The sequence below is a fragment of the Rubripirellula lacrimiformis genome (assembly GCF_007741535.1).
In the GTDB taxonomy this organism is placed as follows: domain Bacteria; phylum Planctomycetota; class Planctomycetia; order Pirellulales; family Pirellulaceae; genus Rubripirellula; species Rubripirellula lacrimiformis.
Genome location: NZ_CP036525.1, coordinates 3,827,316 through 3,852,832 on the forward strand (window position 1 = coordinate 3,827,316; position 25,517 = coordinate 3,852,832).

Annotated in this window: 18 protein-coding genes; 10 read left to right on the top strand and 8 right to left on the bottom strand. The window is 57.8% G+C overall.

The features are described from left to right. Positions 1–336: 336 nt before the first annotated feature. The gene (locus tag K227x_RS13495; RefSeq protein WP_145170177.1) at positions 337–2,070 is read right to left on the bottom strand and encodes an ABC1 kinase family protein; all 1,734 of its coding nucleotides are present in this window, start codon (positions 2,068–2,070) and stop codon (positions 337–339) included. Positions 2,071–2,174: 104 nt separating this feature from the next. Between K227x_RS13495 and K227x_RS13500 the strand changes: the two genes are divergently transcribed. Together K227x_RS13500 and K227x_RS13505 are read left to right on the top strand one after the other, a co-directional pair. After that, a complete protein-coding gene (locus tag K227x_RS13500) occupies positions 2,175–3,704 on the top strand; it encodes an ABC transporter permease (RefSeq protein WP_145170179.1) in 1,530 nt (509 codons plus the stop codon). Positions 3,705–3,769: 65 nt separating this feature from the next. Further along, the gene (locus K227x_RS13505; RefSeq protein ID WP_145170181.1) at positions 3,770–4,846 is read left to right on the top strand and encodes a DUF1570 domain-containing protein; all 1,077 of its coding nucleotides are present in this window, start codon (positions 3,770–3,772) and stop codon (positions 4,844–4,846) included. A 2,391-nt stretch (positions 4,847–7,237) separates the two neighbouring features. Here the strand turns inward: K227x_RS13505 and K227x_RS13510 are convergent. The 6 genes from K227x_RS13510 to aroH all read right to left on the bottom strand — a co-directional run bounded on the left by K227x_RS13510 (position 7,238) and on the right by aroH (position 13,989). Then, on the bottom strand, positions 7,238–8,473 hold the full coding sequence (locus K227x_RS13510; protein WP_145170183.1) for a hypothetical protein: 1,236 nt from the start codon (positions 8,471–8,473) through the stop codon (positions 7,238–7,240). A 205-nt stretch (positions 8,474–8,678) separates the two neighbouring features. Next, on the bottom strand, positions 8,679–9,407 hold the full coding sequence (deoC, locus tag K227x_RS13515; RefSeq protein ID WP_145177841.1) for a deoxyribose-phosphate aldolase: 729 nt from the start codon (positions 9,405–9,407) through the stop codon (positions 8,679–8,681). Between the two features lie 2 nt (positions 9,408–9,409). Further along, positions 9,410–10,492: a phosphoribosylformylglycinamidine cyclo-ligase gene (purM, locus tag K227x_RS13520; RefSeq protein ID WP_145170185.1), complete on the bottom strand. Its 1,083-nt coding sequence runs from the start codon at positions 10,490–10,492 to the stop codon at positions 9,410–9,412. A gap of 39 nt (positions 10,493–10,531) precedes the next feature. Next, entirely contained in the window at positions 10,532–12,310 is a 1,779-nt protein-coding gene (gene aspS / locus K227x_RS13525) for an aspartate--tRNA ligase (protein ID WP_145170187.1), read from the bottom strand. A gap of 331 nt (positions 12,311–12,641) precedes the next feature. Next, the gene (locus K227x_RS13530; RefSeq protein ID WP_145170189.1) at positions 12,642–13,559 is read right to left on the bottom strand and encodes a hypothetical protein; all 918 of its coding nucleotides are present in this window, start codon (positions 13,557–13,559) and stop codon (positions 12,642–12,644) included. Between the two features lie 4 nt (positions 13,560–13,563). Continuing rightward, complete coding sequence (gene aroH / locus K227x_RS13535; RefSeq protein WP_145170191.1) at positions 13,564–13,989, bottom strand: chorismate mutase; 426 nt, start codon at positions 13,987–13,989, stop codon at positions 13,564–13,566. 183 nt (positions 13,990–14,172) lie between these two features. Between aroH and K227x_RS13540 the strand changes: the two genes are divergently transcribed. From K227x_RS13540 to K227x_RS13570, 7 genes are all read left to right on the top strand, one after another. Continuing rightward, positions 14,173–14,427, top strand: coding sequence for a hypothetical protein (locus tag K227x_RS13540; protein WP_145170193.1), 255 nt, complete (start codon positions 14,173–14,175; stop codon positions 14,425–14,427). A 616-nt stretch (positions 14,428–15,043) separates the two neighbouring features. Then, on the top strand, positions 15,044–15,988 hold the full coding sequence (gene floA / locus K227x_RS13545; RefSeq protein ID WP_145177843.1) for a flotillin-like protein FloA: 945 nt from the start codon (positions 15,044–15,046) through the stop codon (positions 15,986–15,988). Positions 15,989–15,998: 10 nt separating this feature from the next. Next, a complete protein-coding gene (locus K227x_RS13550) occupies positions 15,999–16,934 on the top strand; it encodes an alpha/beta hydrolase family protein (RefSeq protein ID WP_246146778.1) in 936 nt (311 codons plus the stop codon). Positions 16,935–17,072: 138 nt separating this feature from the next. After that, on the top strand, positions 17,073–17,525 hold the full coding sequence (locus K227x_RS13555) for a TadE family protein (RefSeq protein ID WP_145170195.1): 453 nt from the start codon (positions 17,073–17,075) through the stop codon (positions 17,523–17,525). Positions 17,526–17,579: 54 nt separating this feature from the next. Next, complete coding sequence (locus K227x_RS13560) at positions 17,580–18,767, top strand: vWA domain-containing protein (RefSeq protein WP_246146779.1); 1,188 nt, start codon at positions 17,580–17,582, stop codon at positions 18,765–18,767. A gap of 108 nt (positions 18,768–18,875) precedes the next feature. Beyond that, positions 18,876–19,478 carry a TadE/TadG family type IV pilus assembly protein gene (locus K227x_RS13565; RefSeq protein ID WP_145170197.1) on the top strand — a complete coding sequence of 201 codons (603 nt, stop codon included), beginning with the start codon at positions 18,876–18,878 and terminating at the stop codon, positions 19,476–19,478. A 657-nt stretch (positions 19,479–20,135) separates the two neighbouring features. Further along, positions 20,136–22,172 (top strand): esterase/lipase family protein, encoded by a 2,037-nt coding sequence (locus K227x_RS13570; protein ID WP_246146845.1) that lies wholly within the window; start codon positions 20,136–20,138, stop codon positions 22,170–22,172. 185 nt (positions 22,173–22,357) lie between these two features. Here K227x_RS13570 and K227x_RS31515 read toward each other — a convergent pair whose 3' ends face one another. After that, on the bottom strand, positions 22,358–22,768 hold the full coding sequence (locus K227x_RS31515; RefSeq protein WP_145170199.1) for a carbon storage regulator: 411 nt from the start codon (positions 22,766–22,768) through the stop codon (positions 22,358–22,360). 630 nt (positions 22,769–23,398) lie between these two features. Between K227x_RS31515 and dnaG the strand changes: the two genes are divergently transcribed. Next, positions 23,399–25,471 (top strand): DNA primase, encoded by a 2,073-nt coding sequence (gene dnaG, locus K227x_RS13580; protein ID WP_246146780.1) that lies wholly within the window; start codon positions 23,399–23,401, stop codon positions 25,469–25,471. Positions 25,472–25,517: the final 46 nt, after the last annotated feature.

Sequence of the window (25,517 nt, forward strand, 5' to 3'; positions counted from 1 at the left end):
CTTTCCGTCGAACCGAGGCATCGACGAGCGAACCGGATGGTGGCGGAAGTCCTTTCCGTTGAAATCGATTCCATTCACTAAGAGACCACTAAAAAGCGAAAGCGATTCCAGTCGCTTCGCTTTCGTAGGGAACTGTTGCTCCGTGAAAAGTCTCTCCGACAGATTCATCGGCAGCAGATGGCAGAGGGGCGTTGCGGAAACACCCAAGCAACCGCCAAGTTGACATCGGGGGAGTCTACAACTGGGGCAGCAATGGCTGCTTGACTGTTCGGAAAACTAGCTGCGATTTGGCAGCGACCGCCCAGTCGTTACAGATTTCCAGCGGCGCCGGATGCATCAATCGTCGTCGCCGCGCGTCAAATGGCCGCTGCGCGTGATCGCCAACAGCAACCACATCATCACACTGATACTGCCGACGACGCCAATCAGACCCATCAGACTTAGGTCCTGGACTCCCATCACCGTGACGTCGTGAAACAGAATCGGGGGGACTTTCATCGCAAGCAGCAACGATGAACCTAGAAAGACTGCGCTTGCCATCAAACCCAGCACCATGCGGTTGACGGTCGGGCCAAGTCGTTGGTGTTCCAGCGTGATCCGAAAACTTCCTTGCCTTGCCATCTTCAGGAGCGTGATGACTTCGTTGGGAGCCGATTCCAAGAAGTTTTCGGCTTCCAAATAGACTCGTCGGGCTTGTCGGAGTCGACGTCGTGGGCTGAGTCGTTTGACGATCGTTGCGCGAGTGAATTGCCGGACGACGTCCAGCGAATCGAAACTGGCGCCCAATTCGCGTAGCGTGCCTTCCAGCGAAATCAGCATCTTCAACAACAATGCCGATTGGTTGGGCAGCTTGATCGCGTGGCGGTGCAACATGTCGCTGAGTTCATTCAGCGCGCCGGTCAGATCGAATTCGCCGAAGCTCTGTTTTCCGTACGTTCCGATAAACTCCGCCACGTCGATGGCCAAGCGAGATTCGTTCAGCATCGGTGGTGCGTTGCCGATCTGACAAATCAAACGTGTCAGTCGGTTCTGGTCACCCGATGAAATCGCGACCAACATGTCCTCGATCGTCTCGCGCAGATTCTCGTCGATTCGGCCGATCATCCCGAAGTCCAAGATCCCCAGCTGACCGTTTTCCATCACAATCAGGTTGCCCATGTGTGGATCGGCGTGGAAGATCGCTTCCTCGAAGATCATGGTCAGGTAAACACTGGCGATCGTTTCGCACAGGCGATGTTTCAGTTCGTTGCGGCTTGCGATGATGGCGTCATTGTCGGTGTCACAACGCTCGGCTTCATCGGAGAGAAACTGGGACAGCGGTTGGCCGACCAATTCGTCCATCACCAAAACTCGCCGCGTGCACAGGGGTTTGTGGGGACGCGGGATGACGACGTCGTTTCGGTTCCGGTCGAACATCTCGCCGAACTGTTCCAGGTTCTGCCGTTCGCGAGTGAAGTCGAGTTCGCGACTGATCATCGGGCCCATTTGGCGGACCATGTCGGTCGGTCCCCAGGCGGCGAACCCGTCGACCCGTTCGGCCAATTGGGCCAGACCGGCTAGGACTTCGATGTCCTGCAGCATCGTGCGTTCGATGTTGGCTCGCTGGACCTTGATCACAACGTTGGTTCCGTCGTGCAGGACCGCGCGATGGACTTGGCCGATCGAAGCGGTGGCCAAGGGGGTGGCGTCGATGGACTGAAAACGGCTTTCGAAGTTTTCGCCCAATTCTTGGGCCAACGTGTTCCGGACCTGTTCGATCGAATCGGGGTGCACGTCGGCGCGAAGCCGTTTGAGTTCTTCGGCCAGCTTGGGGCCGACCAGGTCGGGGCGGGCCGCCAAAATCTGTCCGACCTTGATAAAGGTGGGGCCCAGATCGACCAGGGCCATTCGCACTCGCTGTTCACGCGAGTATTGTGACAGGGGAACACCGCCCCGATCTTTCAGCACGTCACGAAACGGCAGCCGAAATTGGGTCAACCAGTCCGCCAATCCGTACCGGCGAAGCACTCGCAGGATTTCCTTCCACCGTTTCAGGTTTCGGTACAGTTGTGGGATCGCGGTAATTTTCATGAGCAACGTGAATCGAGAACGTCAGGGTTGCCGCGATACGTTGGGCAACGCTTCCCATTGTGATCGCTGGTGGCAAGAATCGGCATTTTGAAAGGATCTTTTCTTTGGTCTGGGTCACTCCCCTGCTGATGACGATGCAGTTGATGGCTGTGTCGGTACTGATCGCAGCGGTTATCGGAATTCTAGGAGCCTGGGCTGGATTCCGACTGCAATCGGGCGGTCGCGTCGCAAATTTGTTCTCGCGGATTTTTTTCACCTCGATGGTCGCGGCCGCTGCCACGCCGATGATTCTGCACGCGACCGCCTGGGAAGCAACGGCGGGCAAGTTCGGCTGGATGATGCTGACACAGACCGGGGCACGGACCGATTCCACCGGCAGCTACGGATTCTTTGTCGGGTTGGCCGCGTCGGCATGGATTCATGGCGTGGTGGGATCCGCCTTTGTCACGATCGCGACCTGGTGGGGTGTCGGTCGGGTATCCCCTGTCTTGGTGGCCCAAAGTCGTCTGGAAATGGGACCCAACGCGGCCTTTTGGCGGGTGTTGATCCCGTTGGCCTCGCCCTGGTGGATCGCCTCGCTGGTGGGCACCGCCCTGCTGGCCGCCACCGAAATGACGGTCGTCGACCTGTATGGGTACCGGACCGTCGCTGACCAGTTCTATCTGTTCTATGCCATGGACCCGTCACCGATGGCGGTGGCAACCACTTGCGTGTTCCCGTTGGCGATCTGTGCCGCGGGCATCGGTTGGTTGTTGGTGTCCAGACCGGTCCGCCGCGTCGGGCGATCCAGGACCATCGAACGCTTCGGCGATGGTGACGCGGGCGACCGTCACGGAATCTGGCTGGCCTGGGGACTCGCGATGTCCGTGGCGGTGCTGGTGATCGGTGTCCCGATGTTCGGTTTACTGACGAAAGCGGGCCAGGACGTGGCCGTCGAGAATGGTGCGGTTGTGTTGACTTGGTCCCCGTGGCAGATGGCCAGTCGTTTGGCGAAAACCCCGCTGAACTTCGGCAGCGAATATCAGTGGACGTCGATTCTAGCGGCGATGGTGGCGACCGCGTCCCTTGTCGTCGCTTGGCCGATCGCTGCGTTAGGACGCCAACGACCGAGGTTTCAATCGTTGGCCGATGCGTTTTCGATCTTTCTGGTCTGCATCCCAGGGCCGATCGTGGGGCTGGTGGTCGTGCACGTGTTTCAAACCGACGTGGTTGGATTCAAGACCCTGTATCAGCAAACGTTGGTTCCAACAACGATCGCGTTGATGGTTCGCGGGGTCCCCGTGGCCTACTGGATCGTTCGCAGCGGGTATCGCGGGATCGACGATACGGTGCTGCAATCGGCGGCCATGGACCTATCACCATGGCGACGCGGGTGGCTGATTGATCGGCCATTATTGATGCGATCGGCGATCGCCGCTTGGTTGGCGGTGGTGGTGACGTCTTCGGGCGATGTACCGGCATCGTTGCCCGTGATTCCGGCGGGTGTATCCACCGTTGGAATCCGATTATTCGGACTGTTGCATAGCGGAGCCCGGTACCAAGAGGCTTGTTTGGCACTGGGGTACATCGCTGCGGTGGTCGGCCTGACCGTCGTTTGTCTGGGGCGCAGAAGCGATCGGCGTGTTAGAGTGTAGTGGTGGCGATCGTCTACATTCGCCCGACACTTCCATCCCCTGCCCTCTTTCCGTCTGATGCAACCATGATGCCAAGGTTGGTACTGCTCGCATTCACGATCTTGCTGGTCATGCCGGTGAATTTGGTTGACGCGGTGGAGACGGTGCAGTTCACCGATGGCAAGGTACAACGCTCGGTTTCGGGCGAAGTGATGATCGAGGCTCAGAACGGCGACGTCATGATCCAGGCGGATGATGGTCGGATCTGGACCATCGAAGTCGACCAGGTGATCCAACGAAAGTCGGATCAGAAGAAGTTTCAGCCCATCGGTCCTGACGAAGCGGCCAAACGATTGATAGCCGAACTGGGCGACGATTTTTCGGTCTATCGGACCGCCAACTATGCGATCGTCTACAACTGTGACGACGGGTACGCCAGAGCCGTCGGCGGTCTATTCGAAAAACTCTACCGCGGGTTCTTTACCTATTGGAAAAATCAACGGTGGCGGTTGCCGGAACCGCGGTTTCCGCTGGTGGCAGTCGTGCTGAAAGACCACTCGGCATTCCTGAATCATGCTGGCAATGAGATCGGCGACCGGGCCAAATCGGTGATCGGCTACTACAACCTGTCGACCAACCAGATGACGACGTTCAATATGCCCAACTGGGAACGCAACGTCGCCACCATCATCCACGAAGCCACTCATCAATTGGCCTACAACTGTGGCCTGCAAACGCGATTCGCCGATAACCCGATGTGGGTCAGCGAAGGTCTGGCAACGTTCTTTGAAACACCCGACATGCGGAATCCAGGCCAATGGCGTTCAATTGGCGGGGTCAATCGAGTCAACCTGGGACGGTGGCACCGCTACGTCCCCAACCGACCGGCCGAGTCGTTGGCCACGTTGTTGGCGGACGACACGCGATTTTTGAACCAAGCGACTGCCGACGCCGCCTACGCCGAGGGATGGGCACTGACGTATTTCTTGATCCAAACCAAACGCGAAGAGTACGTTGATTACCTGCGGAAGCTAAGCGAGGGGAAGCCGGCCGTCGTACCGGCCCCACGCGAACGGATTCAGCTATTCGAGGAAAGCTTCGGAATGACCCTGGTCGAACTCGACCGTGCGTTGGTGAAGTACATGAGGCGAGTACGGCCTTAGTTGGTTTTGGGGGCGGGGGGGAGATTTTGTGAGTGATGGTTGGGGATGCTGGGGCAGGGTGACGATTGCGTTTGCGCTCGAGTTCAAGTTCGGTGCAGGGATAAACCGGTAGCCAGGATTCGCCCGCTCCATGAGCCGTTGGGCGATAGCCCCGGTTCTTGCGGGACCAAACCGGTCCTAGCATCCAAACGCTGAATGGCTCATTCCTGCGGACCGAAAACCGAGTTCAAAAACTTAAACTTAAACTCGAACTCGAACTTAAACTCGAACTGCTTTCCCTGCAGTACATCGCCCCACGCAAGCCGGCCGTTCAATTGCCTTCAAGCATGCTGACGCCAGCGGAGGGATGCCCCGCGTGTTTTAGGTGTGGAGAAGAAGTTCGAGTTCGAGTTCAAGTTCGAGTTCAAGTTCGGTGCAGGGATAAGCTGGTAGCCAGGGTTCGCCCGCTCCATGAGCCGTTGGGCGATAGCCCCGGTTCTTCGGTGACCAAACCGGTCCTAGCATCCAAACGCTGAATGGCTCATTCCTGCGGACCTGATACCGAGTTCAAAAACTTAAACTCGAACTCGAACTTAAACTCGAACTGCTTTCCCTGCAGTACATGGCCCCACGCAAGCCAGCCGTTCAATTGCCATCAAGCATGCTGACGCCAGCGGAGGTGTCTCCCCGCGTGTTTTAGGTGTGGAGAAGAAGTTCAAGTTCGAGTTCGAGTTCAAGTTCGAGTTCGAGTTCAAGTTCGGTGCAGGGATAAACCGGTAGCCAGGATTCGCCCGCTTCATGAGCCGTTGGGCGATAGCCCCGGTTCTTCGGTGACCAAACCGGTCCTAGCATCCAAACGCCGAATGGCTCATTCCTGCGGACCTATTACCGAGTTCAAAAACTTAAACTTGAACTCGAACTGCTTTCCCTGCAGTACATCGCCCCACGCAAGCCGGCCGTTCAATTGCCTTCAAGCATGCTGACGCCAGCGGAGGCATGCCCCGCGCGTTTTAGGTGTGGAGAAGAAGTTCGAGTTCGAGTTCAAGTTCGAGTTCAAGTTCGGTGCAGGGATAAGCTGGTAGCCAGGATTCGCCCGCTCCATGAGCCGTTGGGCGATAGCCCCGGTTCTTCGGTGACCAAACCGGTCCTAGCATCCAAACGACGAATGGCTCATTCCTGCGGACCTATTACCGAGTTCAAAAACTTAAACTCGAACTCGAACTTAAACTCGAACTGCTTTCCCCGCAGTACATCGCACCACGCAAGCCGGCCGTTCAATTGCCTTCAAGCATGCTGACGCCAGCGGAGGGATGCCCCGCGTGTTTTAGGTGTGGAGAAGTAGTTCAAGTTCAAGTTCGGTGCAGGGATAAGCTGGTAGCCAGGGTTCGCCCGCTCCAGGAGCCGTTGGGCGATAGCCCCGGTTCTTGCGGGACCAAACCGGTCCTAGCATCCAAACGCCGAATGGCTCATTCCTGCGGACCTGATACCGAGTTCAAAAACTTAAACTCGAACTCGAACTTAAACTCGAACTGCTTTCCCCGCAGTACATCGCCCCACGCAAGCCAGCCGTTCAATTGCCATCAAGCATGCTGACGCCAGCGGAGGCATGCCCCGCGTGTTTTAGGTGTGGAGAAGAAGTTCGAGTTCGAGTTCGAGTTCGAGTTCGAGTTCGAGTTCGAGTTCGAGTTCGAGTTCGAGTTCGAGTTCGAGTTCGAGTTCGAGTTCGGTGCAGGGATAAGCTGGTAGCCAGGGTTCGCCCGCTCCATGAGCCGTTGGGCGATAGCCCCGGTTCTTCGGTGACCAAACCGGTCCTAGCATCCAAACGCTGAATGGCTCATTCCTGCGGACCTGATACCGAGTTCAAAAACTTAAACTCGAACTCGAACTTAAACTCGAACTGCTTTCCCTGCAGTACATGGCCCCACGCAAGCCAGCCGTTCAATTGCCATCAAGCATGCTGACGCCAGCGGAGGTGTCTCCCCGCGTGTTTTAGGTGTGGAGAAGTAGTTCGAGTTCAAGTTCGAGTTCAAGTTCAAGTTCAAGTTCAAGTTCAAGTTCGGTGCAGGGATAAACCGGTAGCCAGGATTCGCCCGCTTCATGAGCCGTTGGGCGATAGCCCCGGTTCTTCGGTGACCAAACCGGTCCTAGCATCCAAACGCCGAATGGCTCATTCCTGCGGACCTGATACCGAGTTCAAAAACTCGTACTCGAACTTGCTTCTCCGCCCCCCAACGCCATCCCATTGGATGCAACCGAATCGCTTCCGCCGGTGCCCTCTTTTCAGGGCCATTCATATTGCGACCGCGCACGAAAAACCCGCTCTTCAAGCCGAAGAGCGGGTTTTCGTTTTTCAGTGATTCGCGATTTCGCCGTACCGTTCGGTGGGACGTCTTCGATCGATCCTTCGCACCCTTAAGGGAGTGCTGGAGAAACTGGTTGTGGAGGCGTGATGGCGTTGTTGTCATCATCGCTGGTGGTCGCGATCACGGCGCCAATGACACCTAAACCTGCCAGTCCGATCAAACCGCTTCCGCCGCCTGCACCGCCACCCGAGAATCCTCCACCGCCACCGCCCATTGGGGATGATCCGTAGGGAGCGGGTGAGAATCCACCGGCCATGGGGCCAATCGGAGCACCAACGGGTGCGTCTGCGATCGCCGCACCATCAGCCGATGTCAGTGGTTCGTTCAGGTTGGGGTAGTAGCGAGTGATCGCGTCGACGACGGGTTGAACCATTTTGGGTGGAACCAGTACGACGGGCAACACATCCACAGCGACTGCCTCGGCCGCGACCAAGGTTTGGCCCGACTTGGAAACCATCGCAACGTCGCTGGGGCCAATCGCTTCGAATGCGAAGGCGGCGAAACCTGCGGGGCCGGAGGCGACGATGCCGTGGACTCCCGAGCGAAGGCCGCTCATTTGGAAGTTGCCTTGGTCATCGCTGACCGTCGATCCAACGGCGCGACCGTTGAAATAGATCGTGACATCGACTCCGCCAGCCGAAATGGAGCTGTCGCGGGTCAACAGGACGATGCGACCGCGAAGCAAGCCGTCGTCACCCAAGGAAACACGATAGTTGTAAGCTTGGCCGGCATTGACGTCTCCACCGAATCCGCTGTCGGTCGATGTCAGGCCACGAACGTTGTCGATGGCCGATCGAAGATCATCCGATTTGACCTTCAACATCGTCATTTGCAGCGGGGCAGGCTGATTCGCCAGAGCCAGTGGATCGGCTTGATCAACACCTTGTTGTTCGGTGAAGTAAGTCGCGATGGTGCCGTGGATACGATCGCTGGAACTGGTCAGTGCGTGGACGCCCTTTTGGACGTTGTCGATCGTCACGATGCCGTCGGCATTGGGGACGTAGTCCGATGCGGTTCCATCGGGACGCACGACGGTGACCAACGCGTTTTCCAGTTCAGCCTTTTCGTCTTGCAGGGCGGCCAGCAAGTCAAGTTTAACTTTGACCTGACGGTTGGCTGCGAAATAGGCAACGTTGTCGGCCGGAAGCTGGTCGACTTCGTCTTGCATCGTCGTTGTGACAACGGTCGCGTCTGAAGCGGCGACCGCTGCGTTGTCCGCCAACGCTGTCCCACCAAGGACAAGGCAGCCCATCAGGGCGGCGAGTGATTGGGACCAAATTTTCATCGATAATATCTCGTGCAAGGAATCAAAGCTGGCTATCGAACGGCAAAAGCGGACTCCGGTCCCGCTGATCGAGTGCGAAGTCACCCCCTAGACTAACCCGACCGATTGGCCAGTCAACATCTAGATTGGCCACAGAATCGACATTTTTGTCAAAACCCGCAGCGATGAGAAATGTCCGGGCTGCGGGCCCGTGTTTCGCGGGTTTTTAGTACCCGGATTGGTCGGATCCATCGCCCAAATCGACCGGTGGCAGCCCCAATTCGGCTCGCGCCGGGTCCAGGATCGCCGCAGTCGCGCTGGCGCCCACGCGGGTCACCCCCAGCGACCGCACTTCCATCAGGGTTGCCAAATCACGCACTCCACCGGCCGCTTTGACCTCGGTGGGGGCCGATGTGTGGGCGATCATCAGTTTCAGGTCGTCCATCGTCGCACCGCCGGTTCCGAATCCGGTCGATGTCTTGACCCAGTCGGCACCGGCAGCACCCGCGATCTGGCACAACCGGATCTTGTGATCGTCTTGTAGATAGCAGTTTTCGAAGATCACCTTCACCTTGCGGCCGTCGGCGTGGGCGACGTCGACAATCGCTTGGATCTCGTCCTGAACAAGCCGCCAGTTTCCGCTAAGCACCGCTGAAATGTTAACCACCATGTCCAGTTCGATGGCGCCATCGGCAACCGCTGTCTTGGCCTCGGCCACTTTCGTCGATGTCTTATGTGCCCCCAGTGGGAAACCGATCACCGTGCTTGGCAACACGGTTGTCCCGGCAAGGATTTCGACACATCGCGACAGGTAGTAAGGCATGATGCAGACACTGGCCACATCATAGGCGGCCGCCATGCGACAACCGGATTCGAGCGCATCACTCGACAGAGTCGGGTTCAGCAGGGCATGGTCGATCATCTTCGACGCGTCGTGATACTGATAGCTCGCCATCATCATGCCTTGGCGTATTGAACTTTGCCGGTCCCGGCGACGATCTTCCCGATCGGCTGACACTCGATGCCGTGTTCGCGAATTTGGGAAGCGACATTATCGGCGTAGAACTCGCTGACGACGGCGGCCATCCCAATTCCCATGTTGAAGACGCGTCGCATTTCCGAGGTCTCGACATTCCCGGTTTCTTGCAACCAGCGGAAAATCGGTTGTGGCGTCCAGGCGTCGGCGTCGATGATGGCGTCGACTTGTTTGGGCAAGATCCGGTCTAGGTTTTCTTCGAATCCACCGCCGGTGATATGCGCCAGTCCGTGCAGCACATTTTTGACGCGGTAATGCGATTGCACCGCTCGGATCGCTTTGGTGTAGATCTTGGTCGGTTCCAGACACAGGTCGCCCAAAGTCTTTCCACCCAGGGAAGTCTTTCCTGCGACCGGCTGCGGAGCGTCGTCCCAGCCGAGGCCGGCATCGGCGATGATCTTTCGAACCAGCGAAAAACCGTTGCTATGCAAACCGCTGGACGCCAATCCCAAGACGACGTCGCCTTCGCCGATTTTCTTTCCATCGATCAAACGTTTTCGTTCGACCACGCCGACTGCAAACCCCGCCAGGTCATAGTCTTCGACGGCGTACATGTCGGGCATGATGGCTGTTTCGCCGCCCAACAACGCCATGTCACCAGCGACGCATCCGTCACTGATGCCTTGCACGATTTTTTCCAACCGAGCCGGATCGTCCTTGCCCATCGCCACATAGTCCAAAAAGAATAGTGGCTCGGCTCCGGTGCACAGCAGGTCGTTGACGCACATCGCGACCAGGTCGATGCCAACGGTGTCGTGGCGACCGGTGACCTGGGCGATTTTCAGCTTCGTTCCCACACCGTCGGTACCACTGACCAGCACCGGATCCTGATAGTTGCGGGCAAACATTTTGCCCGCAAAATCCAGCTGGAACAGGCCCGCGAATCCACCATCGCTGGGGATCACACGGGGGCTGAACGTGCGGTGCATCAGCCGTGGCAACCGGCTCATGGATTCGGCGTAAACATCAAGGTCAACGCCGGCGTCTTTGTAAGTGGCTGCCATGGTCTAGGTCAGATAAGGGAACGTTGGATTGCGGATGGACTACTTGGCCGATTTGGCAGTCCGCAAATGCAGCTCGGTCAATTGGTCGGCGTCGACATTGCCGGGAGCCTCGGTCATCAGATCGGATGCCTTTTGCGTTTTCGGGAATGCGATCACTTCGCGGATGTTGTCCAGTCCAGCAATCAGCATGACCCAGCGGTCGATGCCCAAGGCGATCCCGCCGTGTGGCGGTGCACCGTACTTCAGCGCGTTCAGCAGGAATCCGAACCGATCTTCGGCCGTCGCTTCGTCGATACCCAACAGGTCGAACACCTTCGATTGGGTTGCCGCATCGTGGATCCGGATCGTTCCACCACCCGCTTCGCTACCGTTGATGACCAGGTCGTAGGCTTGGGCGCGGCACTTCTCCGGTGACGATTCCAGCAGCGACAAGTCGCTTGCCAGCGGCGCGGTGAACGGGTGGTGCATCGCATGCCAGTTGCCGGTTTCCTCGTCCTTTTCGAACATCGGGAATTCGGTCACCCAGCTGCAGTTGAGTTCGTCGGGATCGATCAAACCGAGTTCACCGGCCAAGCGTTTGCGGAGTCCCGCCAGGCCCTTGCAGGTGACTTCCCAAGTATCGGCCAAGAACATCAACAGGTCGCCCGGTTGGCCCGACATCAGTTCTTTGATTTCGGCCAAGTGTTCGGCTTCCAGGTTCTTGCTAATCGGGCTCCACAGCGTCCCGTCGTCTTCCACTCGGAACCAAGCCAAACCCTTGGCGCCAAAGTCGTTCTTGACGTATTCGGTCAGTTCGTCGATCTGGCGACGCGAATACTTGGTCGCCGCGTCCTTGACCGTGATCCCGCGAACGAAGTTGCCTGCGTCGGCGGTGCCACGGAAGACACGGAATTCGGTTTTGGCAGCCACCGGGGTGACGTCCACGATTTCCATCGCGAAACGCAGGTCGGGCGCGTCGTGCCCGAATCGTCGCATGGATTCTTCATAGGTCATCCGTGGCAGCGGCAACGTGACCTTCTTGCCCAAGATTTCTTCGGCCGTGCGAGCGACCAATCCGTCGATCAGACCGATGATGTCCTCGTGGTCAACGAACGACATTTCCAAGTCCAACTGGGTGAACTCGGGTTGCCGGTCGGCACGCAAATCTTCGTCTCGGAAACACTTGGCGACTTGGATGTAGCGGTCAAAGCCAGCCACCATCAAAATCTGCTTGTAAAGTTGCGGCGACTGCGGCAATGCATAGAACTTGCCTGCGTGCACGCGGCTGGGAACCAGATAGTCGCGAGCTCCCTCGGGCGTGCTGCGACCCAAGATCGGAGTTTCGACATCGATAAAGTCGTGCTCGGCGAAGTAGTCACGCATCGTTTTGACGATCTTGCTTCGCAGCACCATCGCTCGCAGCATGGCCGGGCGACGCAGATCCAAAAATCGATACTTCAAACGCAGGTCTTCACCCGGCAGGTCCGATTGACCCGGGGTGAAGGGCGGTGTCGCACAGGGGTTCAGGATTTCGAAGTGGACGCTACGGACTTCGATGTCGCCGGTGGCCAGCTTCGAGTTCGTCTTGCCTTCCAGGCGGTCGGCGACGACTCCGCGGATCAGAACCACCGATTCCATCGGAACGCGGCCGGCTTCGGCAATCAGCGCCTCGCCCGCTTCGGGCGGTCCCACGACAACCTGCGTCAATCCATAGCGATCGCGAAGATCGATGAAGACGGCGCCGCCGTGATCTCGCTTGCTTTCGACCCATCCGCAAAGGGTCACTTCGGTTCCGACGTGTTCTTTGCGGAGTTGGCCGCAGGTATGGGTGCGTAGCACGGATCAATCAGGGGCTAGTGAGTTGTTTCAAAAAAGGTTTTCCAAACCGGCGCAGATTCTAGCCCGAAGTGAGCGGTTTGATGGAGGGGACGTGTAAAAACTCTCCCCTCGTAGCGCAAGTCGCCAAGACTTTCGGTCATTCCTCGCCCCACCCGTAGCGAACGTCGCCAAGACTTTCGGTCATTCCACGCCCCACCCGTAACGCAAGTCGCCAAGACTTTCGGTAATCCACTTTCGGCGATTCCTCCTCCCCTCGTAGCGAACGTCGCCAAGACTTTCGGTAATCCGCTCGTCATGCAACTCTTGGCGATTCGGGCTGCGATTGGCGGGTCTAGACCGCCAATTTTCGCAGCGCGACCGGCAATGGGGTGGGGGCCTCGGTGAATTCTTTCCACCACCGAGTCAATTTGTCGGCTGCTGCCGCATCCCCAAACTTCCAAAGCTCCATCGCTCGCCCGATCGGCAATTCTGGGCCGCGCACCAGTTCGACGTCCGCAGCGGCCGCCAAAACCAGCGGAATGGACGCGTATTGCCAAGCCGCCAACAGCGCCGTGTCGCTGGAACGTTGCCGCGTGTGCTTTTCGATCGCGATCTGAGTGACCAGCCACGCGACTCGCAAAACCTCTGGAACGGCCGGGTCGGCGTCCGTCAGCATCGCTTCGATCCAAAACTTTTCGTTGGATCCGTCGTGATGTCCGTCGCCACCGACGAGTGGCTGCACCAGCCACCCCGAAGTGCGTGTGGGCCACCAGTCATCCGGAGGGCTGTTGTTCCAAATTTGGCGTTCGACACCACGCAGCAGGCCTTCGCCATACGTATCCCAACGCTCCCGCAGCGGTCGGCCACGAAGCACCAGTTGTTCATTCAGCTTGGGATACCGGCCGGAAAACGCTGCGCGAGCGTCGGCCAGCCGCTTTTTGACGACATTGGCCATCTGGTCCAGCTGCATTTCGTGGCAGCCCGCCGCCAACAGCGCCGTTGTGGCCGATTCGGACAGATCACAGTCGTCCATCCGCTGGGCAACGTAGTTTTTCCAAAATACGCCCACATCGATCGATGCCGACAAGAACCGGTTGTTGATGTCGGCGATCGGACCGATCAGCACGGCTTCGGTTTTGGGGTCCGTGCAGGCCGCACCGGTGGCCACCACATAGGCGGCCCAGACCGCGCTAAGTTCGGCTCCGGCGTGCCATTGGACGTTGGCGCGGCGAAATTTCTTTCGTGACGTTGATGTCGGTCCGGTCGGCAACTCTTCAACCCTCTTTCATCTGCTCGGTGATCCATCGTTCCAGTTCGTCAAAGTCGACTGGCGGCAAACCGGTCAAGTCGGGACGCAACTTGATCGCGTCATGCAGATAGATATGTTGAATTTCGGATTGTTCACGGTCGGTGTTCCAGTGCAACAGAATCCGGATACAGCGTGGCAGCGATCCGGGAACCGAAATTTCGTAACCGCACAGCAGTGGAACCTCGAGCCAACGCAGCTGGCGAGCGGCCAAGGCGGGAAACTCGGCACTCAAATCACTAGTCACGGTGAACTGGGCACTGGCGACGTCTTTCAGATCGATCCCGTTGCGGCGAACGATCAGCCCCAGCATTTGGCGGGTCGCCGTCAAGATCTGGTCGCGGTCATCGGATTCGACAGTGGTCGCCCCGCGGACGCCTCGGCAAACGGTCATGCTTGGGAACACTCGCTCTTCTGGAATTGTATTTTCAACAGCCCCGCTGGGATCGCCAACGGAACCGGTCTTCAGATTTAGACCACCACTATAGAATAGGCCCGAGGCGGCCGATAATAAGGGGCCACCAGCCGGGCTGTACCGGTTCTCTGATTTCTTTCCCCGTTATCCCCAGAGCTTCTGATGAGTGAACCTCGGTCGCGCCACCAAGAAAAGATCATCAAAAACTATTACCAAAACCGCGACGCCATCGGTCTTCAAAAGGCTCAAGAGGCCGTTACCGAGCTGTATTTAAGCGAGGGAAAAAAGCGTCTGACGGTTTGGAAACGGCTGGTCAGCCACCTGGAAAAGGTCGGGATGAAGCCGGAACAGATCGAGCATCTCAGAGAAAAAGACAGCCCCGAAATGGTTCTCGAGGCTCTCAGAAAATTCGACTGAGCCTCGACGGAGCAACGCTGTGAAGCATTCATTCCCCAGGTTCGGCGAGTTTTTTTCGTAACGGAGCTCGCCCAGGGTTTGTCGCTACGAAGTGCTTCCCTGCGTTTCGCTGTCGGGTCAGGCGGTCGATCCCATTGTCCCGCACCGCCCAGTTGTCCCGGCACCGCCCAGTTGTCCCGGCACCGCCCAGTTGTCCCGGCACCGCCCAGGCGTACCGGCACCGTCCAGGCGTCCCGGCACCCCCATCCCGCACCAGATTTGGTTGGGCTGGCCTTTCGGCCAAATCACTGCCGACCTTTCGCCCAAATCACCGGTGCGGCTAGGAAAAACTGGTCCCTGCCCGACTTAGGTTCTCGCCAAGGCTACTGCCTTCCCCTGTCGAACTTCGTTATCATCGGGGCCGCCGGCGTGATCATTCTGACAAGCCAATTTGGTTCTGACCTGATCGCACGGCATCGATCGAACGCACTGATGGGATTTACCATTGGGGCGAACATTCCGAACCACGCACCGACGACGAAGCCCGATCATGCTTAACGCCTTCGCAGTGAACACGGACCTCGTATCCCGACTGCCCCTGTCCTCGTTGCTAGCCCAACGCACAACGACGGGCATCATGTTGCTGGCGTTCGGCGTGTTCATGGCTTTTTTGGGAGTCGTGCTGGTCTTCTTTTTCCTGCGTTATTTCAAGCTGTGGTTCCAAGCCTACATGTCGGTTGCCGACGTTAGCCTGGTCAGCCTGATCCGGATGCACTTTACGAAGGTCAATCCGAACATCGTTGTGCAGGCCAAAGTCATGTCGGCGCAGGCCGGGTTGAATGTCAGCCGCAGCAATGGGATCAGTACCCGTCGATTGGAAGCCCACTACTTGGCCGGTGGGAACGTCATGAACGTGATCCATGCGATCATCGCCGCCCACCGCGCGGAAATTCCATTGGACTTTGACCAAGCATCTGCGATCGACTTGGCTGGACGCGATGTTTTGGATGCGGTGCAAACCAGCGTCTATCCCAAAGTGATCGACTGTCCCGATTCGGCTCGCAGCGGTAAAACCACGCTTAGCGCGATCACTCGAAATGGCATCGAACTTCGGGTTCGCACTCGCGTCACGGTACGAACCAACATCGGGCAGCTGATCGGTGGTGCCACCGAAGACACCATTGTCGCCCGCGTCGGCGAAGCGATCATCAGTTCGATCGGATCGGCGTCTTCGCACTTCGATGTGCTAGAGAATCCCGACATGATCACCAAGGTCGTGTTGTCCCGTGGTCTGGACGCACAAACGGCATTCGAGATTGTTTCGATTGATATCGCGGATATCGATGTCGGCGAGAACATCGGTGCACGGCTGCAGAGTGACCAAGCGGAAGCCGATACCCGGGTCGCACGTGCCGAAGCCGAAAGCCGTCGCGCCGAAGCGATCGCCGAAGAACAACAGATGAAAGCCCGTGTCACCGAGAATCGATCGGCATTGGTGCTGGCCGAAGCGGAAGTGCCGATGGCGATGGCCGAAGCCTTCAAAGCCGGGCGAATCGCCTCGGTCAGCGGCGGCCAAGGCTAGTTCATCGATCGTGGAAATTACTTCTTATCGCGTCAAATTCGATGGCGGAAATGGCGACGCATTGGCGGGGATCGTGGATCGGCCCGCGGATGTGGATCCATCGATGGTGGTCGTCTTTAGCCACTGCTTTACCTGCAACAAAGACCTCAAAGCGATCGTGCGCATCTCGCGTGCCTTGGCATCCGAAGGGATTGCCATGCTGCGATACGACATGACGGGTTTGGGCGGCAGCGAAGGCGATTTTTCGCACACCAGTTTCACCACGAATCTAGCGGATCTAGCGTCAGCCATCCGTTTTGCCAATGCGGAATTGGGAACCGTCACCGGTTTGATCGGGCATTCCTTTGGCGGTGCAGCCTCGCTGGCGATTGCCGGTGCGACCGCCGCCGTATCCAGCTCCGACGCAGAGGATCGTGTCGTCGCGTCGGCGGATTGGCAGCAATCCGATTGGCAACAGGAACACTGGCGATTGGGCGATTGGTCGCCACGAGCCGTCGTCGCCCTGGCGGCACCCAGCGATACCGGTCACCTAGCCGTGTTGTTGTCGCGCATGAATCCCGCGATTCAATCCGATGGGATGGGGACCGTATCGATTGGCGGACGGGTTTGGATGATTCGCCGCGAAATGCTGGACGATTTCCGCAGCCACGATCTGCCATCGATGATTTCTCGCATCGACTGCCCAACCTTGCTGGTCCACTCGCCATCGGATTCCACGGTCGGCTACGACCATGCGGTTCGGATCCTAGGGTTGATTCAGTCGTCGCCGCATCAAAAGACCAGCGGAAAGCGAGACGGAAAAAGCAGCGGCAGCGTTTCGCCATCGTCCCCATCGTTGTTGACGTTGGATGGGGCCGATCACTTGATGACGTCGGATGCCCGAGATCTGGTCTATGTGTCCAGTTCGGTGGCATCCTTTCTGGCTCGGTACGCGTCGCCCGAATAAACGGTACGACCGGCGTGACGATCGCCTTTTAGCTTCTGCTGGCTGTGCAAAGCGGTTGCCTGCGGACACCGGGTCGATTCTCGACCTAGCTTTCACTTCGGAATCCCCCACTCTTCCGAGCTGATCGAGCTGCACCGTATGTGTTCAACCGCTTCTCCCGTTCCGACTCGGCGCCCGACCAGTCGTCGGCGTCGCAAACAGGCATCCTTTGTCGGTCGTTCAGCGGTGGCCGTCGTTGAATTGGCGGTGTGTTTGCCTCTGTTGGTGATGATCACGTTGGCCACGATCGAAGCCTGCGCGATGATCTATACCCAACAGGCGTTGCACACGACCGCCTTCGAAGGCTGTCGTGTGGGCATCGTCCCCGGCGCCGAAGTCGAGAATGTCAATTTTCAGTGCCAGTCGCTGCTGGAAGACCATGGCGTCGAAGGGTTTACGATTTCGATGGATCCAGCGGATCCGGAAGATTTGTCGGAAGGTGACTGGTTTACGGTCACGATCAACGCGCCATTTGTAGACAACTCCTTGGTCGGCGGGTGGCTCTACAACGAAAAACTACTAACGCGGACGGTCGCACTGCGAGCAGAGTAAGTCTGCTGAATTTGTTCGGCCCAGCCCCACCACTTGATACCGATTTCCGCCATCATGACAACGACGATCCAAACGCATTCGCGCCCTGCGATTCATGCGACACACGGCAGCTTTGCAAAACGAGATCCGCAATCACGCCGACGTGTCGGCGCGACAATGGTATTGGTGGTTGTGTTGCTGCCAGTGCTGTTCGCACTCTCTGCGCTCGCCATCAATATCGCGTACATGGAATCGGCCAACACGGGGGTCCAGGTGGCGGTGGATGCGGCTGCGCGGGCGGCCGGACGAACCTATGCGTTGACCGGTGATGTGGATGCGGCGCTGGCCGCGGCACAGGAGGCTGCCGCACGGAACCCGTTCGGTGATTTTGTGGTCCCGATTGCGGCCAGTGATTTGGACATCGGCAGCAGCGTTCGGCATGACATCAGCAGCCCCTATGTGTTTACCGAAAGCGGTGACGGGGAAGCATCCAATTCGCTGCGGCTGACGACGCGGATGTTGGCCAGTGGGAACGCGGATGCAATCGATGCCGTCTTTCCTCTGTTCAATAACATCTTTTCAGTGCGTCCCCTGCGAACAGCGATCAGCACCCAGGGGGTGATCGACATCGCGTTGGTGATCGACCGCAGTGGATCGATGGCGTACGCATCCGATGAAATCGCACAGTACCCGCCTGCACCGTCGGCAGCACCATCGGGTTGGGATTTCGGCGACGCGTGTCCACCCAATGCACGTTGGTTGGATTTGATCGCATCGGTTGCCACGTTCAATGACGAACTGGATCAGTCGCCACAGCAGGAACACCTTGCCCTGATCACATACAACCACGAAGCACGACGGCACATGTACCCCCAGCCCGACTATGACCTCGTGCTGGATGAACTGAATCAAATCTCTGTTCAATTTGATTCCGGTGGGACGGCCATTGGTTCTGGTATTTACCACGGGGTCTACGCCGTCGCCAATTCTTATCACGCTAGGCCGCACGCATCGAAGGTGGTGATCGTGATGACCGACGGTGCCCAAAATTACGGCAGCTCGCCACAGGGTGCAGCGCAATACGCAGCCCGCAAAGGTGTGACGCTGTTTACCGTCACGTTCAGCGACGAGGCCGAGATCGACGCGATGGAAGAAGTTGCCAGCCTGGCTGGTGGCGAGCACTTTCACGCGGCCACCGCAGATCAGCTTCGCGAAGCGTTTCGAAGTATCGCGCGACGATTGCCCACCATGTTGACTCACTAACCTGTTTTGCCGCCGAACGCCGCCCCCCTCACGTTGGATGGGCGGCACCCACGGATTCGCACCCAACCGCTTCGCCCTTTTTTGTGTTTGTCTGCAATGGTTGCCTGTATGTTCTTTCGAAATGTTCAACGTCGGACGACGCGGCTAGGCGCGACCGCCGTCGAATTCGCGGTGGCCTTGGTGGTTTTGGTCGGATTGATTTTTGGTGGAATCGAAATCACTCGGGTCAGCATGCTTCGGCACACCGTAAACCACGCCGCCTACCTCGCTGCCCGCGGTGGAATTGTCCCGGGGGCGAACGCAGAGAACGTGATTCAGATCGCCAGCGATCACCTTTCCTTGATCGGTGTCGAAGGGGCGACAGTCACGGTGACTCCGAATCCAATTACCGAAGACACTTCGCAGGTCCACGTGACCGTGACCGCTCCGTTGGCAAACAACACTTTCGTGGTCCCACAGTTTGTGTCAGGAAACTTGATCGGGCGGTCTCGATTGATGACCGAGCGAGCTCCGATGCAAATGTCGGCAAACCTGCCGACGCCTCCGCCACCACCGCCGCCCGAACCTGAACCTGAACCCGAACCTGAGCCGGAACCTGAGCCGGAACCGGAACCCGAACCGGAACCCGAACCACCACCTCCCCCACCTCCCCCGCCGCCGCCCCCGCCGCCACCGCCGCCACCTCCCCCACCTCCGCCGCCCATGTTGTAGGGGGGGCGGAGACGTCGAACGGACTGGCCGGTGCCGCCGGCCGATCCGGGTTTGGTTCACCGACCAGATCTCCGATCGTTTCGCGGTGGTGATGGGCGGCTAGGTCCGGCGACGCAGGCCTGCGTGCGGTGCCAGATTCCCATGCGGACCCAGCGATCATCCGGTCGCTGGGAAAAATGGAAAACAAGTTGTCTTTCCCGCCGCCGACGCCAGCGAGCGATCCAAGCGACGAAGCAGTTCACTGTTTCCCCGTCTAGGCGGCCCTTGAATGCATCTGCGGCCCTCGCAATGGGGGGCGAAATCGGCTCTGGATGCGAGGTCGAACGCAGCACGCATCGCCGAAGTCGAGTTGACATCAAGGGGCATCCCTTTCTAACGTCAACGCCACGCTTGATTGCCTTGTTTCGGCAATCTTCTCGCCCGATGTCTCACAAGGAAGTAAGACGCGACGGCCGTAGATTCTGTCTCCGCGACGAGTCTGCCGCCAGCGACGACGGACGCATGATGCAGTGCCGAGTTGGATTTCGCCTACGATGTCTGCCCAATTGGCTCATTGCCGATTCGGTAGGTGCTGCACGCCCCGATTCGATCGGTCGGTCGCGGCAGGAAGATCGGTTTTGGGCGGCTTCTCGTGCTGGCATCCTGGTCTTTGCCTTGATGGTGGCCTGTTTGGCTGGTTGTGTGACACCCAGCTATTTGTCGAGTCGAAAGATTCGCGACAATCCGCTGACGTCGACTTTGCATTTGGTGGGCCCCAAGGGTCCCGAAATCAGCGAACGCACCTGGAATACGCTGCGACGCTTTGATCTGGAAGATCGTTACCAAACCGATAGTCGGGTCTGTTTCGAACACATTCGACAACGGGTCGCCGAGAATCCCGAAGCGGAATTGATCTACGCATTGAGCGAATTGGCCTACGTGGAAGGCAAGAAAGCAGAACGCGCCGGACGTGGCAGCGATGCTTTGAACCAATATGGTGTCGCACTGACCAACAGCTACGACTATCTGTTCAGCGACGATATCGGCACATCTAGGAACTATTACGACCCTCAGTTTCGCGGTGCCTGCGATCTGTACAACGAATCGCTGGAAGACACGCTGCGACTGCTGTGCGAAGAAAATCGCATCCAGCCCGGTCAAACTTACACGATCAAAACCGAAGATCGCGAGTTCGTGGTCCGCACAGAAATGCGTGGTCAGTGGAAAACCGACGAATTTGATCACTATGAATTCGTCAGTGACTATGAAATCGAAACGCTGCGGAATCAGCACACGACCTATGGCTTGGGCGTGCCGCTCATCGCCGTTCGCCGCCCCCCCACCGAAGCCGATCAGCGCGAAAAGTACTATCCCAAGGGCCTCAGCTATTCGGTGACCGCGCTGATGCGCTGCGTCGAACCCAAAGATGGCGGTCGGCCGGGCGATTCCAAGGTGTGTGTGTTGGAGTTCTTCGATCCGTTGAAGGCAAACCAGATCCAGTTGGCCGAACAATGGGTGCCGTTGGAAACCGATCTGACCACTCCGCTGGCCTATTTTCTGGACAGTCCCGAATTTCGCAAACGAAACGCGGCGACCGAAGGCTTGCTGAACCCCAATGACTCGGTGAAGTCACGCGGTTTGTACATGCTAGAACCCTACGATCCCAATCGGATCCCGGTGTTGATGGTGCACGGGTTGTGGTCCAGTCCGATGACTTGGATGGACATGTTCAATGACCTGCGCAGCTTTCCCGAGATCCGCGAACGCTACCAATTTTGGTTCTATCTGTATCCATCCGGGCAACCATTCTGGTTGTCGGCAACGCAGTTGCGATCTGATTTGACGACGATGCGAAAGGCATTCGACCAGAACCGTCGCGACAGACCGATGGATCAAATGGTGCTGGTCGGGCATAGCATGGGCGGCTTGGTCAGTCGGATGCAGACCATCGATAGCGGCGACGAATTTTGGAAGATCGTCAGCAACGAACCGGTTCGCGACGCCGACGATGCGATTGCCAAGCTAAAGGGTGACGACGATGACCGATTCAAGCTGGTCAGCACACTGTTCTTTCGCCCCAACAGTAGCGTCAAACGGGTGATCACGATCGGAACGCCCCATCGTGGCAGCGAATTTGCCAACGATTACACCCGCTGGTTGGCCCGTAAATTCATCAAACTGCCAACCATGGCGGTCGGGACTGGCGTTCGTCTGGCTGAACAGAACCCCAGCGTGTTCAAAGATACTCAGTTGTTGACCGTCGCCAATGCGATCGATTCGCTAGCGCCTGAATCGCCTATCTTTCCTGTCATGATGCGTGCCAAGCGTGCGCCGGGGGTCAAGTATCACAATATCATTGGCGTCTTGGAAAATCCGTCGTTGATTACCGGCCGGACCGGGCGTGGCGATGGCGTGGTCGAATATGCCAGTGCCCATATGGAAGATACCGAAAGCGAGCTAGTGATCGATGCTCCGCACACTTCGGTCCATATGACGCCTAAGGCTGTGTTCGAAGTACGGCGTATTCTGCTGGAACATCTGAAGGAACTAGATTCCGGTGACCGGATTGCCGCTTCGGATCCGCTGCGAGGGGCGGGTGATCCATTGGTCTTGCCGATGTCTTCGGAAGTCGAAACTGGCGAACTGCAAGGATCGGTCTTCGAAAATGCCAATGCAAACTGGACGAACTTGCCGCCCGTTGTGATCGAGCGCTAAATCGGGATGGTCGGATCGATCAGGATGCTGTCGATCTGCGATGGATTCGGTGGGGCGGTCATCTGTCCCAGGGTACGGCGAATCCAAAATCCGGTTCGAACTGCGACACAAATGGCTGCGACCCAAATGGTTGCTAACCTGATAGCTGCGACCTGCCGGGTAGGCCCCGGCAGGCATGGCGGGCGTTAGCTAGCCGAAACAAAACCGGCCAACGGAGCGCGGTTCAGCTTGGCTTCGTCTCCCGATCGGCGAACGGTACCCACGTAGACTTCCGGGGCGGTGGTCGCTTCGATCGCCTTCAGCCGGTTCGCTGGCATTTTGCGACTGGGACGGCCAACTTCTTGAGTTTCGGGGTGGGCGAACACTTCGGCCAGATCATCGATTTCGATGTCGCCATCCATTTCCAGTTCAACTTCTTGCTTGACGATCACTTTCTTGGTGGCGTCTTCTAGGTCCAGTTCGCCGCGGACCACTCGGATCGATCGGGGGGCCTCAATGCCGATGCGTACGCTGTTTCCTTTCACACGGATCAAGGTGATTTTGATGTCGTCGCCGATCAGGATAGTTTCGTCAATTTTTCGAGTCAGAACCAACATGGCAGAGTCCTTTGCGTAGGTAGCGTGCTAGATGTTTTCAGTTTGTCGTCAGCCGCTTGGCTGATGAATGGAAGCTAAAGCACAGGGTGTGCCAAAGCGTCTGCAAAAAACGATGCAATCGGCGTAAGTGCTTGTGCACAGGTTGGTTACGCATTTTTGGACCAGATTTGGCCGCTCGCAACGGCTCGGCAGAATGGTCATTTCTACAATGCTTTGAAAAAGTCGCTTCAACTTCCGGAAAAAAGTGATCTTGACGGGGCCTGTGGCCGGTCGCAGAATCGTCGGCAGCTTGCAGCGGAAATAGGATGCGGTGCTCTGGCGCCCACAGCCCGTTGTATTGCAATGGATTGCAAGATCGAAATTTACCTGGGTTTTTCCGGCGCGGCCAATCAGCCGACGAGCCACGAGGAAAACACGGCGGGTGGACCGATCGGATAAGTTTCGCCAACTTGATCGGGCGAGACGTTCAGGGATTGAGTACGCGCGAGCAGTTCTTTCGACGGGTCACTGGGCCCGCAGGATGCTGGTAGACGGGCCGGACTAGCCATTGAATTGGCCGGTGCGCGTCTGTGAAGTGAGCAGCCTTGACGTCTTGTTTTGACTAAGTGGTCGTATCAACGGAGTAATCGTTTGTCCCTCCCCACGGACCTCGATCTAAAAGAGAGAGTGCGAAGCGCCGTCGACATCGTCGATGTAATCGGTGCAACGCTTGAATTGCAACCGCAAGGTCGCAATTTTGTGACTCGCTGTCCGTGGCATAACGACCGACGTCCGTCGATGACGGTCAATCAAGAACGGCAATCTTGGAAATGTTGGCCCTGTGACATCGGTGGCGATGTCTTCAGCTTTGTCATGCGACGCGATGGAGTGGATTTTCCGACCGCAGTCCGGACGCTGGCTGAGCTGGCGGGGATACCGCTGGAACAATACACGCGAGGCAAAAAGACCGAACCCGGTACGCCGGAGGATCGCGACACGTTGCTGCGTGCGATGCAGTTGATCAGTGACCAGTATTTCGAAATCCTGGATTCTGGCCGCAGCGACGACGCCAAGATCGCACGCGACTATCTGGCTAAACGCGGTATCGACGACGAAAACCGCAAGCGATTTCAAATCGGGTTCGCACCCGACGAATGGTCGTTCGCCGTGGATCTGCTGGCAAAGCACCAATTCAGCGGTGATGTCGCACAGGCCGCTGGGATCGCGTCCGCCAAGAAGTCGGGCAACGGCCACGTCGATATGTTTCGCGGGCGGCTGATGTTCCCGATCCATGATCTTCAGAATCGGCCGATCGCGTTGGGCGGCCGAATCATTCCCGCCATCGGCGACCGGCATGGCGATAAGGCTGGCCCCAAATACATCAACGGCCGCGAAACACTGCTGTTCCGCAAATCGCACCAACTGTACGGGTTGCAGTTGGCTCGTGATGCGATCCGCCGCAATGGCGAAGTGCTGGTCATGGAAGGCTATACCGATGTTGTCGCCGCGCGCCAGGCCGGCGTTGAATCGGCCGTCGCGGTTCTGGGCACCGCCTTGGGGGAACAGCACGTCAAGATCTTGAAACGATTCGCCCAGCGTGTCGTGTTGGTATTGGACGGTGACAACGCCGGCCAAACCCGCGCCGATCAGGTGCTAGAACTGTTTGTCGGCGCTGATGTCGATCTGCGGGTGTTGACCCTGCCCGAAGGCAGCGACCCGGCGGACTACCTGGAATCGGCTGGTCGTGAATCGTTCGACCGGCTGGTCACCGATGCGCCCGATGCTTTGGATCACAAGCTATCGCGGTTGACCGAAGGAATCGATTTCACCCGCGACACGCACGCCGTGACCACCGCTGTCGACACGATGTTAAAGATCGTGGCGAAGGCGCCGCCCAGTTTGCGAGTCGATCAGCTCTTGGTGCGATTGTCGCGCAGTTTTGAATTGAAAACGGAAAGGTTGGAACGACGACTGGACGCGCTGCGAGAAGAGGCGCGGCAACGAACCCGTACCGCGAATCGTGCCAAGCCTAGACCGCAGCAGCCGTCTGAGCCGTCGTCGCCGCGGGCTGATGCACGTCCCAACACACGCCCCGGCCCGTCACCGAATCAGCAACAACGCGCTGTGCCAGATGCGCATCGTTCCGCTGATCCGAACGACGCGTTCCTCGAGTCCGCTGAAATGGACTCGGAAGAATACTACGGGGAACCGGTGGGGGGATCCTACAGTCCGCCAAGCAACACGCAGTCAAGGCGGTCATCGTCGAGTCCGCGTTTGGTTCCGTTGGCAGGATTGGACCGCCAGCTTTTCGAAACGTTGATCGAATCGCCCGACATGGCAGCGATGGCTGTCGAAGCGATCGATCCCGAGTGGTTCGAATCGAACACCGCCAAGATGTTGATGTCGGCATATCAGGACCTCGAACTGGCCGGACGCGAACTGGATGTCGACTCGTTGCTGTTGCTGGTCGAAAACGAACAGATCAAAAACCAGATCGTGACGTTGCAGGAACGAGTCAAACAGCGAGAGGGGCGGTTCCCGGAAACGCCCGAACAGCGATACACGATGATCATGGCTCTGTATCGCAAACGCGAAGTCACGACCGAAAAGACTCGGCAGATTCAAAAGCTAGCATCCGCGTCGTTGGGTGAAGACGAAGAAGTTGCGTTGCTAAATCGGTTGATCGAAGAGGATCGACTGCGGCACGGAATCAAGTCGGAATGAAAACTTTAGAAATACTTGGAAAGTTGTCAAATTCAGCTAGGCAGAA

What these genes read in the sequence shown, in the direction of transcription:
- K227x_RS13495 (WP_145170177.1), bottom strand. Translation starts at nt 2,070, where the DNA reads ATGAAAATTACCGCGATCCCACAACTGTACCGAAACCTGAAACGGTGG.
- K227x_RS13570 (WP_246146845.1), top strand. Translation starts at nt 20,136, where the DNA reads ATGGTGGCCTGTTTGGCTGGTTGTGTGACACCCAGCTATTTGTCGAGT.
- K227x_RS13505 (WP_145170181.1), top strand. Translation starts at nt 3,770, where the DNA reads ATGATGCCAAGGTTGGTACTGCTCGCATTCACGATCTTGCTGGTCATG.
- purM (WP_145170185.1), bottom strand. Translation starts at nt 10,492, where the DNA reads ATGGCAGCCACTTACAAAGACGCCGGCGTTGACCTTGATGTTTACGCC.
- floA (WP_145177843.1), top strand. Translation starts at nt 15,044, where the DNA reads ATGTTGCTGGCGTTCGGCGTGTTCATGGCTTTTTTGGGAGTCGTGCTG.
- K227x_RS13510 (WP_145170183.1), bottom strand. Translation starts at nt 8,473, where the DNA reads ATGAAAATTTGGTCCCAATCACTCGCCGCCCTGATGGGCTGCCTTGTC.
- K227x_RS13540 (WP_145170193.1), top strand. Translation starts at nt 14,173, where the DNA reads ATGAGTGAACCTCGGTCGCGCCACCAAGAAAAGATCATCAAAAACTAT.
- K227x_RS13555 (WP_145170195.1), top strand. Translation starts at nt 17,073, where the DNA reads ATGTGTTCAACCGCTTCTCCCGTTCCGACTCGGCGCCCGACCAGTCGT.
- deoC (WP_145177841.1), bottom strand. Translation starts at nt 9,407, where the DNA reads ATGGCGAGCTATCAGTATCACGACGCGTCGAAGATGATCGACCATGCC.
- aroH (WP_145170191.1), bottom strand. Translation starts at nt 13,989, where the DNA reads ATGACCGTTTGCCGAGGCGTCCGCGGGGCGACCACTGTCGAATCCGAT.
- K227x_RS13565 (WP_145170197.1), top strand. Translation starts at nt 18,876, where the DNA reads ATGTTCTTTCGAAATGTTCAACGTCGGACGACGCGGCTAGGCGCGACC.
- K227x_RS13560 (WP_246146779.1), top strand. Translation starts at nt 17,580, where the DNA reads ATGACAACGACGATCCAAACGCATTCGCGCCCTGCGATTCATGCGACA.
- K227x_RS31515 (WP_145170199.1), bottom strand. Translation starts at nt 22,768, where the DNA reads ATGTTGGTTCTGACTCGAAAAATTGACGAAACTATCCTGATCGGCGAC.